This window comes from Lysinibacillus sp. fls2-241-R2A-57 (genome assembly GCF_030209535.1).
Lineage (GTDB): Bacteria > Bacillota > Bacilli > Bacillales_A > Planococcaceae > Lysinibacillus.
Map to the genome: position 1 here is coordinate 1 of NZ_JARVRU010000148.1, position 12,242 is coordinate 12,242.

The 12,242-nt window shown below is 38.8% G+C and carries 12 protein-coding genes; 1 reads left to right on the plus strand and 11 read right to left on the minus strand.

Annotation, left to right across the window (positions count from 1 at the left end):
• Positions 1-490: 490 nt before the first annotated feature.
• From QRN68_RS20405 to QRN68_RS20440, 8 genes are all read right to left on the minus strand, one after another.
• Positions 491-772, minus strand: a complete 282-nt coding sequence (locus QRN68_RS20405) for a GNAT family N-acetyltransferase (RefSeq protein ID WP_285398800.1) — start codon at positions 770-772, stop codon at positions 491-493.
• 348 nt (positions 773-1,120) lie between these two features.
• The gene (locus QRN68_RS20410; protein ID WP_285398802.1) at positions 1,121-2,035 is read right to left on the minus strand and encodes a DUF1002 domain-containing protein; all 915 of its coding nucleotides are present in this window, start codon (positions 2,033-2,035) and stop codon (positions 1,121-1,123) included.
• 169 nt (positions 2,036-2,204) lie between these two features.
• Positions 2,205-3,062, minus strand: a complete 858-nt coding sequence (locus tag QRN68_RS20415) for a CvfB family protein (protein WP_285398804.1) — start codon at positions 3,060-3,062, stop codon at positions 2,205-2,207.
• 169 nt (positions 3,063-3,231) lie between these two features.
• The gene (gene mntR, locus QRN68_RS20420) at positions 3,232-3,651 is read right to left on the minus strand and encodes a transcriptional regulator MntR (protein WP_285398806.1); all 420 of its coding nucleotides are present in this window, start codon (positions 3,649-3,651) and stop codon (positions 3,232-3,234) included.
• Between the two features lie 176 nt (positions 3,652-3,827).
• Entirely contained in the window at positions 3,828-3,998 is a 171-nt protein-coding gene (locus tag QRN68_RS20425; protein WP_285398807.1) for a hypothetical protein, read from the minus strand.
• A 475-nt stretch (positions 3,999-4,473) separates the two neighbouring features.
• Positions 4,474-4,779 (minus strand): late competence development ComFB family protein, encoded by a 306-nt coding sequence (locus tag QRN68_RS20430; RefSeq protein ID WP_285398809.1) that lies wholly within the window; start codon positions 4,777-4,779, stop codon positions 4,474-4,476.
• 173 nt (positions 4,780-4,952) lie between these two features.
• Positions 4,953-7,079, minus strand: a complete 2,127-nt coding sequence (locus QRN68_RS20435) for a heavy metal translocating P-type ATPase (RefSeq protein WP_285398836.1) — start codon at positions 7,077-7,079, stop codon at positions 4,953-4,955.
• Positions 7,060-7,431 carry an ArsR/SmtB family transcription factor gene (locus tag QRN68_RS20440; RefSeq protein WP_285398810.1) on the minus strand — a complete coding sequence of 124 codons (372 nt, stop codon included), beginning with the start codon at positions 7,429-7,431 and terminating at the stop codon, positions 7,060-7,062. Before QRN68_RS20440 ends, QRN68_RS20435 begins: the two co-directional genes overlap by 20 nt.
• A 728-nt stretch (positions 7,432-8,159) precedes the next feature.
• On the opposite strand from QRN68_RS20440, the gene QRN68_RS20445 reads away from it, so the two are divergent.
• On the plus strand, positions 8,160-8,351 hold the full coding sequence (locus tag QRN68_RS20445) for a hypothetical protein (protein WP_285398811.1): 192 nt from the start codon (positions 8,160-8,162) through the stop codon (positions 8,349-8,351).
• Here QRN68_RS20445 and QRN68_RS20450 read toward each other — a convergent pair.
• The 3 genes from QRN68_RS20450 to QRN68_RS20460 all read right to left on the minus strand — a co-directional run bounded on the left by QRN68_RS20450 (position 8,317) and on the right by QRN68_RS20460 (position 12,198).
• Complete coding sequence (locus tag QRN68_RS20450; protein WP_285398813.1) at positions 8,317-10,680, minus strand: penicillin acylase family protein; 2,364 nt, start codon at positions 10,678-10,680, stop codon at positions 8,317-8,319. The genes QRN68_RS20445 and QRN68_RS20450 overlap by 35 nt on opposite strands.
• A 157-nt stretch (positions 10,681-10,837) precedes the next feature.
• Entirely contained in the window at positions 10,838-11,017 is a 180-nt protein-coding gene (locus QRN68_RS20455; protein ID WP_285398814.1) for a hypothetical protein, read from the minus strand.
• A 425-nt stretch (positions 11,018-11,442) separates the two neighbouring features.
• The gene (locus tag QRN68_RS20460) at positions 11,443-12,198 is read right to left on the minus strand and encodes an exodeoxyribonuclease III (protein WP_285398815.1); all 756 of its coding nucleotides are present in this window, start codon (positions 12,196-12,198) and stop codon (positions 11,443-11,445) included.
• Positions 12,199-12,242: the final 44 nt, after the last annotated feature.

Below are 12,242 nucleotides of genomic sequence, written 5' to 3' on the forward strand. Positions count from 1 at the left end.
CAGATCCTTCTAATTTAATTAGGGTGGATAAAAATGGTTAATCAACACACCTGTTACAGCAGATATATAAAATGAGAGTCATCTATAACCCATCGCTTCTGTCATATAAACATCTCTGTCATTAATTCATAGTACTTTTTCAGATATATTTAATCATTCTCCTACTAAATTTTATTGCAGCAAATCAACCATACATTCTGAGCCATTTTTTTGTATATCCTATAATTTTGTAACTATTTGATGACTATAAAGGACAAGGTATGGGAATTAATGAATTAATACCAATAATAGGAGATGATTGTTATGAAAGATTTAGACTCAGTATATGATTGGATAGATATGGTGTCATTAGTAGGTGGAGCAAGCCTTTTAACAGGACTAATTTACAGTGTTATTTTACTTTGAGGAGCTTCGTGGATGATTTACAAAAACATTTACTGAAAAAAGTTAAAAGGCAATCCGCTTATTTAACAAGCAGATTGCCTTATTTTTATTGTTTTACATCATCATAAGCATTAGATTTTTCAAATGCTGCAACTACATAAGAACAAACCGCTTCCATTTTATAGCCATTTCCACGGGCGTAAGCCGCTGCATAATCCAATAATTTTTTTGCCACACCTTGACCACGGAGCTTATCTGATACATATGTGTGATCCATTACCATTACTTGACCCTTTTGTTGCCATGTAATTTCCGCTAATCTTTCCCCTTCTTGCTCATAAACAAAAGCAAGTTTATTGTCTGATAACTGCTGTAATTGAAACTCCATTTCTCACCACTCCTTTTTTTCATAGTAACATATCTTTATCAATTATGCCTCGGCATAATTGCGCCCGGAATCGACTTTGTACTTGCACAAAGATCAGGGATGACACTTTGAAGGCTAAAGCATCACGTCCTGTGATAACCCCTTCGTGACCAACATCCTTTTGGCCAAAGCTGCTCATCGGACAACCTAGGAAGACGCCCAATCAGAACGGAAATCAATCCACGTTATAGTGACGGGTCATTAGATAGTAGATAGCACTTCAAAAAGAGCTAAGATGATAAAAATAAAAGAATCTGCTCACTTTCCTCTAGCAATCAAGAGGAAGTGTTGCAGACTCTTTTCTATGAATTAATTAAACCATGATGAAATTGTATCTTTTAAATTAGCAAAGAAATTTTTCACACTTGCCCAAAATCCTTCATCTTCCATCAGCGCGCCAAATTTCTCTTTTATTGTATTGCTAATATCATCTAATTGTTCAGACCATTTACTAAAATCGATGTCTAGCTTACTAATTTTGTCCATCAAATCAACTAGCAATTGACGATCCTGGTCACTTAAATTAATCTCAAGCTTGTTTAATTGCTCTTGCACGATCTTTTCAACATCTTCTCGAGTTGCTGGCTTTGATTCTGCAATTTGTTTTTTAATTTCTGTTAATAATTCTGCAACCTTGGCATCGTCCACCCCTGCTGATTGTGCAAGAGTAGTTGCTACAGATAATTCTTCATTTGCAACATCTGTACGATCCATATCAAGCTTTTCACCTGTTGTTTCTTCGTAAGCTTTGTAAATTCCCACAAGCGCTGAATGACCTGTAACTGCTTTTGGCGCAGCCACTTGCACTGTCGCATCTTCAATACCTGCTGTTAGCATTGCGTTTGCATACATTTCAGACGTAACTTGTGTAATATTTGATGGTGTAACAATCTCAATAACTAAGCCTTCTCCTTTATTCTTGCGTGTAATTTTGGCAGAAGAATACATACGAGAGCTTGAATTACTATCTTTAATATATTTAACTAAGTCTTGACCTGATACTGTTATTTCTTCAATTTCAGGATCTTCATTCACTTTTAATGATTTTTTAACAGACTCTTTTTCAGCCTCAGATAAGTTTGCCCCATATACGACGATTGGTACCCCTAGTTTTTCATCAATTGCTTTAGGAGGCGTATTATCAGCTGCAAAACTTGTTGCTGGTGCCATCACACCAAATACTAACATAGTCGCTGTTAGTATTTTCATCCACGTTTTCTTCAAATTGTGTGACCCCTTTCGTTAGAAAACTCTTTTGGCCTGTATAAAATATGCCATTATACAGTAATTAGTACGAAAAAAAGACGAGAAGGTTTCAAAGCTGCTCTCGTCATTTTCTTTAGCTTTATCTGGCAGTCGTTCACCCTATCTTAGAGGACGAATGTTTCCTGCACTAAATTTCTTCTGTCCAACCATCCTGCTGTTTCACTTTACCAGCTTTCATAAGTGTACCTAACGCACGTTTAAATGCACCTTTACTCATGTTAAATATTTCTTGTACTTCATCAGGTGAGGATTTATCGCCGAATGGCATTTTGCCTCCAACCTCTTGTAGATAATTTAATATTTCTAGTGCATCACCTGAAATACGCTCATGCTTACGTGGTAAAAGTGAACCATTCATTGAACCATCATCTTTTACATCAATAATACGAACAACTACGTCTTGTCCAAGACGAGGCTCTGCATTACGCTCTGATTCATGGACAAAAATGCGGTACGGAATTTCTACGCCTAATAAAAATGAGCCTACTGGTAATAAACGATATGGGCGTGCGTTGATGTTTTTATTGTGCATGTCATCAAATGCGCCTTCAAATAATTCCGAAATTTTTTCTTCAGTTGCTAAACGTCCAAATAAATCGCCGTTGCGATCTGTACGTAATGTCATAAATAAATGGTCGCCCGGTGCTGGCCAAAGCTCTGTTATTGCAGGTAAATCTTCCGCTTTCACTAGCACCTCACGTGAAGTACCGATATCTACAAAAGCCCCTTCACGCTCGACTACTTTTAGGACACGAGCCCAACCGTATTCACCTTGTACAAAAGATGGGATAGCTGTCGTAGCCGCTAAATCACCACGACGATCTGCAAATAAAAATACTTCAAGGCGATCACCTATTGCAAGTGGCTCTGTTACCTCCGAAGCATTTAAAGGTAGTTCGTCAACTCCATTTGTTAAGATCCATTTCGATGCTTGTTGCTCTAATACAGTTAACGTAACAACTTCACCTGATTTTAATTCGTTCATAGTGTCTTCCTTTCCTTCATACCATCATTTTCGCAAAAAACTTATCAAATATGCCTCGACATAATTGCGTCCTAAGGCTTTAACTTCTGTAGCTGACGCTTCGCTTTCGCTACTTAAACATTTGTAGCTGTCACTTTGCTTTCACTACTAAAACAAATGCTGAAAGAAGTTAAAAATTATGTTGTGTTCTAGTTGCCTCTAGTTTTTTCGCGATGTCCGGATTTTCTTCCATTACCTGTACAAGATCCGCAATTCGATTGATTGAAGTCCAACTTAAATGATGTTCAATTCCTTCTACATCATCGTAAATACGCTCTTCATCTACACCAATGATTCGCAAAAATTGCTCTAGAAGCTCATGACGCTGTACAAGACGTTTTCCAAGCTTTTCCCCTTTGGGCGTCAATGTAAGGCCACGGTATTTTTCATAAACTAAATAACCATCTTTATCTAATTTTTGAACCATTTTTGTAACAGAAGAAGGAAGAACAGATAATGCTTCAGCAATGTCAGACACACGAGCATACCCTTTATTAGCGATTAATAAATATATTTGTTCGATATGGTCCTCCATACTAGGTGTTGGCATATCCCATTCCCTCTCTTTCCTTTTCTTACTTTCTAGTTTACTACAAGCTTGCCTTAAAAGTTAACTGAAAATACATATGCCAGAAAATCAATACATGCGTAACATAAAAAGAACCAACTTCATATGTTGGCTTCTCTTTAGTTAGAAATTTGTACCGATGAAATTAAGGTGTCAATTTATATAAAGTATGGCTTTACTGCAAAATGAGGGGTTGATTTCCGTTCCGACTGGGCGCTTTGTTGCTGTCGCTTCGCTTTCGCACAGAGCAAAGCTTCCTGGGGGCGTCCGATGAGCCGCTTCACTCGCGATGCTCGCTCCAGGGTCTCATCTGTGACGCTGATCCCCAAGGAGTCGCCCAGCCTCCACTCCAATCAACTCAATTCATAGCGTGCATCTTCTAGATGACACTATAAATTAAGTGAAGTTTCAGCAAGATGTATTTTGTACGAAAGCAAAGTGCTAATGTAGCGTCGGCAACAAATGTACAATGGCGTTTGTTATAAGACTATTCGATTACTTAAAAATAGCGCTAACGTTCTCTTTTGATATAAAAAAAATTTATTAAAGTTCTACATTATTTTTTGATTGGAGTGGAAGGCTACTCGACTCCCGTGGGAAAGCGAGACAGACGAGACCCTGCACGGAGCGAGTGTTTTCCGTGCGAAAGCGAAGCGTCAGCAACGTAGCGAAGGAAGCGGCTCGTCGCTCGCCCACAGGAAAGCGAGTAGCCTGGAACGGAAATCATCCACATTAAGTGCGCCACAACATATATAAAAAAATCCCCTTGACCATTCAGTTTTTCAAAAACACGAAGAGCCTACTTCATATAGAAGTGGGCTCCGCTTTATGTCGAGGATACTTATTTACCACATGTAATGCATGAATAATCTCTTTATTGATTTGTTCGATATTTTCAGGAGTATTCATCTCTTTAAACGCTTCATCTCGGGATTCCAAAGATGTAACATACTTACTAGGCAATGCATTCAGTGTAAGTGCCACTGCATCAAGTTCACAGATTTCACATTTACAAAATGTTTGATATTCCGGTCCTCGTAGTAGAAAACTTACTAAACCACACACAATTTCCTCTGTAACATTTACCAAAATAGGATCTGACATATTCAAACCTTCGCCTCGTTTATATTTAATTGTTACATAATTCCTGAAACCATAATAGCGTTAACAAAGATTTTTTTCAAGAATCGGTAGTAGTATCTATCTCAATTAAAATCATTAGCTCCTTGAAAGACTAATTTCCTATATACTGCTACCGGACATCCACCAGAGGCTTTAATTATTCACCATTTTTTAGTTTTGATTAATCGTAATGAATTAATAACAACTAGTAATGTAGCACCCATATCTGCGAAGATTGCAATCCACAATGTTAACCATCCCGGGATAACGAGTAACAGGGCAACTAATTTTAAGGCTAAGGCAAATATTATGTTCTCTTTAATGATGCGTAATGTTTTTCTACTTAAGCCAATCGTATAAGGAAGCTTCGTTAAATCATCACCCATTAATGCGATATCTGCTGTTTCTAGTGCTGCATCAGTGCCAGCACCTCCCATTGCAATACCAACATTGGCTGAGGCAAGTGCAGGCGCATCATTGACGCCATCTCCTACCATCGCCACTGCGCCAAATTGTGCACGTAAATCTTTAATGGCCATTAATTTTTCTGCTGGCAATAAACTTGCCCTCACATCTGTCATATTTAAAGAAGTTGCAATTGCCTGTGCTGTTGGTTCTGCATCGCCTGTCAGCATAACTTTATGCTTTATTTTTAGAGCATTTAATTTATCCAAGACATCTTTACTTTCTTGACGTAATTGATCAGCAATTCCAAGCATCCCAATAAACTGATCATTACTAACAGCTGCTACAACTGTTTTACCCTGTTTTTGAAGGTTTTTAACCTGTTCTTTTACCTTTTCATCAACAGTCGTTAAAGTAGCAATCCATTTTAAGCTGCCTACATAGATTGTTTGACCATCAACCGTTGCATAAGCACCCTTGCCTGTTACGGATTGAAAGTCAGCCGGTATAAGCTCTGTTAAGTTTTTAGCATGCAATGCCTGCAAAATAGCTTTTGCTAATGGATGCTGCGATTGTTTTTCAACTGCCGCTACTAGCTGTAAAACATAATCCTCAGACATCTCTTTCGCTGTAAAAATATCCGTTACAGCAGGTTGGCCTTTTGTCAGTGTACCTGTCTTATCAAATGCTATTGCTTCGATATGACCTAGCTGCTCTAAATGAATACCACCCTTAATAAGGACACCCTGTCTAGCAGCATTCCCGATTGCCGTTACAATAGCAACTGGCGTGGAAACGACTAGTGCACATGGACAACCTACAACAAGGACTGCTAATCCTTGATAAATCCAATGTTGCCAATCACCTACGAATAAAGGTGGTATAACCGCTACAAGTAAAGCAAGAATCATAATTGCAGGTGTGTAGTATTTTGCAAAGCGATCAACGAACTGCTGTGAAGGTGCTTTTTCTGCCTGTGCTTCTTCAACAAGATGAATGATTTTGGCAATTGTTGTATCCTCTACTCGCTTTGTCACACGAACTTCCAAGGCACCTTCTTCATTTAAAGTACCTGCAAATACTTCATCATCGACCGTTTTATTAACGGGAATAGATTCGCCCGTAATTGCTGCCTGATTCACTGCTGACAATCCACTAACTACAATTCCGTCCATAGCAATCTTTTGCCCCGGTTTAACGATTAAAATATCGCCAATTTTAATTTCCTCAGTTGGTAGCTCTAGTTCATGGAAATGTTCACCATGCGCGCGCTTTACCGTTGCTGTTGGTGGAGCTATATCCATTAGCTGACGAATCGATTGACGTGCTTTATCCATTGAATACGCTTCAAGTGCTTCACTTACTGCAAATAAAAAGACTACAACAGCTGCTTCTTTCCATTCTCCTATAATAGCCGCTCCTATTACGGCAATGGTCATCAGTGTCTTCATATCAAATTCAAAACGCGCTAGATTGCGGAATCCCGTTTTAAAAATCCCGATGCCCCCAACTAGAATCGCGATAATAAACATCCCAATAGCTAGTGGATCCGTTTCACTACGTATTGTCCCAAACACATATCCAAGCACTACAAATATCAGGGCAATTCCAGCTAATATATTTTCTGTTTTTCGATAAAAAGGTGTTGATTTTTCAAGTGTTCTTGCTGTTGATTGGGATACTTTTATGCCGTCGAAAGCACCTGCCTCTTCAAGTTGATCAACGCCAACATCACCAATAACTGTTATTTTAGAAGCACCAAAATTAACTTGCGCATCCTGTACCTCTGGAATAGCTTTCACGTTTTTTTCGAACTTTGCTGCACAGCTTGCACAGGACAAGTTTTGCAACCTATATTCTTGTTTAGTTGACGTCGCTCCCATCTGCAATCCCTTCTTTCGTATGTTCATAGGCAACCGTTACAATTTGATACACATGCTCATCAGCTAAAGAGTAATACATTTGCTTTCCTTTACGATACGATTTTGCTAAGTTATTATCTTTTAAATAACGTAAATGATGCGATGCTGTTGCTACTGACGAGCCAATAATGGAGGCAACATCACAAACACATAATTCATCCTCGACCGTTAAGGCATACGCAATTTTAAGTCTTGTTTCATCAGATAATGCCTTTAAAAATTTTGCTACTCCTGACAGATCTGGCATTTGCTGTTGTACCTTAACGACAGCTTCTTCGTGAACTTGTGTTATCTCACATACTTCTTTTGGCATTTCCCCACCTCATTCAAATATTCGTTTGATTGTCATCACTATAACATAATATTCCATCATATTCAAACAGATATTTGAATGTAAATGACTTATATCACAAATTCAAAAAATGTCTTTATATAAATTGCTAACTTATAAATATAAAAATAAAAAAGCTATCACTTCAATGTGATAACTTTGCATGTTGTTTTGATAATGAAATTATGGTGACATATTCAACAAGTTGAGATTAATAAGGCATGCTAAGAGGTTGATCTTCGTTCCGACTGAGCGACATAATAAAGTAAAAGGGACTGGGACAAAACTGGTCAAAACCTAAGAAGCGTGAGAAATCAATTTAGAAACGTTGATTTCTCGCGCTTTTTTGATGTTAAATTTAGCGTTTCATGGAGGTAGATGTCGATATTTTTCGAAAGTTGGGTGATAAATCGAAAAAGTTAGTCTATAAAAGTCCTCAAGGCAGTAAATCTCCGGAAATATTCTGCCATTAACAGAGAAATAGGGTAAAGAAAATAGAATGACTTAGTCAAACAAGAAAAAAGAGAAATCGAACAGCATCGATTTCTCTTTTTTCTTTACTATTAGCTAGTTTTGTCCAAGCCTCTTTTTTGCTCTTCGGAAGGTAGATGTCGATAAAAATTAAAAGTTGGGCGATCATTCCTGAAAGTGTTCCGATAAAACTAAAAAATTGGATGTCATTTTGTTAAAACGTATGGCATGTGAATTAGTTGATTGTAGTGAAGACTGGACGCCCCCAGGAAGCTTTGCTCTGTGCGAAAGCGGAGCGGCAGCTACAGATGTTTTCTGTAGCGAAAGCGGAGCGGCAGCAACAAAGCGCCCTGCCGGAACGGAAATCAACCCCTCGTTTGCGAATAACCTCTCTCCCTATTGCGCTTTTAATCGTAACGTTTTACCTTTAATATCATCTTTCCTTATATATGTTTTATGATAGTCTCCATTAGCCCAATCCTTTACTTGATCTTGATACCAAGCAGATTTTACATGTCCACTCTGTCCAGGACCAACGATATGATAGGCTGCGTTTAAATCACCAACATCAACAACAAAGCGCCATGATGCTCCGTGAGTAACATTCCCAGCTAAATCATTATCAGCAGCCTGAACAGTAACCTTTGAACCTCCAATAGGAATCTTTTTAGCATTAAAATATGCCGCAAGAATTGGCGAAGCGTTGCCTAATGTATGGTCAAAGGTAAGTTGATGAAAGTCTCCCCATTTCCATTTCGATGCATTTTTTCCGAATTGATTTTCTATTTGTGCGACAGTGAGCTCTAGTGCCTTGTAAACGGTTGCATCGACTCCGCCCTGTTCCTCGATCCATATGCTCTTCTTACCTGCATAGGCTGTACGTAAAAGCTGGTCTGTAATATTAAATTTCCCGTACATTAAATCATACATATCTTCTGGCATCTGATCCTTAAATAACACTTCTTGTAATTTTTGCATTAATGTATGGAACACTAATGGCGCCCCTGAATCCTTTGCATCTACCATGTCCCAATTCTCTAATAATTGAATGACATCTTTATATTTCCCACCCTGATCTTGGGCTTTTATCGACGTTAATAAAGATGGTAAAAACTCACGCGCATATAGGTTGTGCTGATCCATTTGTAAATTCATCATGTCTTCCACTGTTAAAGAATCATTTGCTTCTAACACTTCCTTAATCCGTTCAAAACGATAAGGCTGTGCCCAGAAATCCGTTATATGATAAGGATACTCTTCCCCAATAACTTCATTATTCGCTGTTGCAATAAAACCTTCTTCTGGATTTACTACAGTCGGTAGCTCATCCCACGGGATAAAGCCCTCCCACCCATAGTCACTAGAATCACCCGGTACTGGTAATTGCCCGTCCCCTTGCTTTCGAATGGGAATTTGACCATTCGCTTTATAAGCAATCGTGCCATCCTTTGATGCAAAGACGAAATTTTGAGCTGGTGCCTTAAAATCTTCTAACGCTTTTTCAAATTCATTCCAGGATTTTGCCTTATTAAATCCTAGTACTGCACGTAGCTCTGACGTCGATTGCAGTGCCGTCCATTGCATCGAAAATTGTGCGGTTGGCTCTGTATCCTTAAATGCTAAATCCGTCATAATAGGCCCATGACGTGTGACAACGACTTCAAAATCTACCGTTTCTCCGTCCTTTACTTTAATCGATTCATCACGTACCTCCGCTTGTTCCCATTTACCATCGTATCGGAATTGGGTTGGATTATCCGGATTTGGTATTTCAATATATAAATCCTGCACATCTGGTCCAACATTCGTTACTCCCCACGCAATGTCATCGTTGTGACCTAAAATAATGCCTGGAATACCTGCAAAGATTACGCCACTAACATTTTGCTCTGGGGATTGTAGATGCATTTGATACCAAATAGATGGTGTGCTTAATCCTAAATGTGGATCATCTGCTAAAATAGGTGTACCATTTTTCGTCTTACTCCCTGATACAACCCAGTTATTACTACCATTAAATTCATTTGGTAACAGGTCTGCATTAAAATGTCCCACCACCGCTACTGGATTATCTTTATTTGCCGCTATTATGGATGCAGCGTTTTCAGGATATTTTATAAATAATTCTTTTGCCTTTTCTTCGCTAAAGTTTTGTAATGCCCAATGACGGAAGACGAGCGTGTTCCAGTTACCACCTAAATCATAGGCCATATATTTACCAATAGTAAGAGAGTCTACAACGGACCACTCCTCTGGTTCATATCCTAGTAATGCAAATTCATAACTTAATGTATTATTTTCCTTCGCCTGCGCAATAAAAGCATTGACGCCATCCGTAAACCACTCAAGTGCATGTCTACTTTCTGCATCATAGCTGGATAATGATTTTTCAGCTGCATCTCGTAAACTAAATGTTCGGAAATATTTATCCGTATTAATCGTTGCCTCACCGATTATTTCTGACAAGCGACCGCTCGCCTGTCTTCGCGCTAAATCCATTTGAAACAGTCGGTCCTGCGCTTGAACATAGCCTTGCGCGCGATACAAGTCTGCATCTGTCTTAGCAAAAATATGCGGGATCCCCTTGTCATCTCTTGTGACAGTTACATCCTGATCCAGCATACTCATCGAAAGCTCCCCATCAATTATTGGTTTTGATTTATTCATAAACCATGTAAAACTGATCAATGCGACAATAGCAACTACCGATAAAAGTCCAGCTATAGCAAGAAGCCATTTTTTCCATGTAAACTTTCTCACACCTCAACCCCCTTTTTGCAATATATTCTGTTACCTTTTAAAGATTCGAAGTTTACTGTTTATTACGTTTATTGCTTTGCAGTATAAAAAAAAATCGTATTTCCTTTTAAGAAAATACGATTTTTTATGTTGTTGAAAAACTATTGTCTCAATGAGATTAGGTGTTATTAATTAAAATATGGTCTTTCGCAAAACAAGGGGTTGATTTCCGTTCCGACTGAGCGCTTTGTAGCTGTCGCTTCGCTTTCGCACAGAGCAAAGCTTCCTGGGGGCGTCCGATGAGCCGCTTCACTCGCGTTGCTCGCTCCAGGGTCTCATCTGTGACGCTAATCCCCAAGGAGTCGCTCAGTCTCCACTCCAATCAACCAATTCACTTAGCATGTATTTCTTACCATGTCATTCTAATTTATAGTGACAAAACGGAAACTTTAGCAAAATGTTTTCTCTGTGCGAAGCATAGTACTAATAAAGCGACAGCAATGGCAAGATATACACTCTATTTGGTTTAATTATGATGAGTGACCATATCGTTCACTTTTAAAATGGTTAAAATTCAAAGTTCTACGCTATTGTTGATTGGAGTGGAAAGCTACTCGACTCCCGTGGGAAAGCAAGACAGGCGAGACCCTGCACGGAGCAGAGCGGAGGAAGCAGCTCGGCGCTCGCCCACAGGAAAGCGAGTAGCCTGGAACGGAAATCACCTCATTTAAAGTGCCACAACATTCGCAAAGATTTCCTTGACCATTTTATTTTTCATAAATACTAGTTATTAAGCTGTAGCTCGATTGGACAATGATCGCTGCCCATAATTTGTGAATGAATACTTGCCACGTTAATTTTGCTCTTTAGTCTCTCAGAAACAATAAAGTAATCAATACGCCATCCAATATTACGTTCACGTACTTTGTTCATATAGGACCACCAAGTATAGTGGTCTGTCGTATCTGGATGCATGTAGCGGAATGAATCTACAAAACCACTTGCTAATAGCTCAGTCATTTTTGCACGTTCTTCATATGTAAAACCTGAATTACCAACATTCGACTTTGCATTTTTCAAATCAATTTCCATATGTGCAACATTTAAATCGCCACAGTATACTATAGGTTTCTTGGCATCTAGCTCTTTTAAATAGAGCGCTAATCGATCCTCCCACTCTAAACGAAGAGGTAGTCTAGCTAAATCACGCTGCGAATTCGGAGTATAGACATTCACTAAGTAAAAATCTTCATACTCTAACGTAATAATTCTCCCCTCTTCCTGCGACTCATCCTCACCTACGCCGTAACGTACTGCAAGTGGGGTATGCTTTGTAAAAATAGCTGTACCTGAATAACCTTTCTTCTGTGCATAATTCCAATATTGCTCATATCCCTCAAGTGAAATCTCCACTTGTCCAGCCTGACACTTCGTTTCTTGAATACAGAAAAAATCTGCATCTACCTGATTCAAAAAATCTAAAAACCCTTTACCTAAGCATGCTCGAATTCCATTGACATTCCAAGATATAAATTTCATTTGCTGTTTCACTCCTTAAAAAAACACCCTTCGCCATCAGCGAA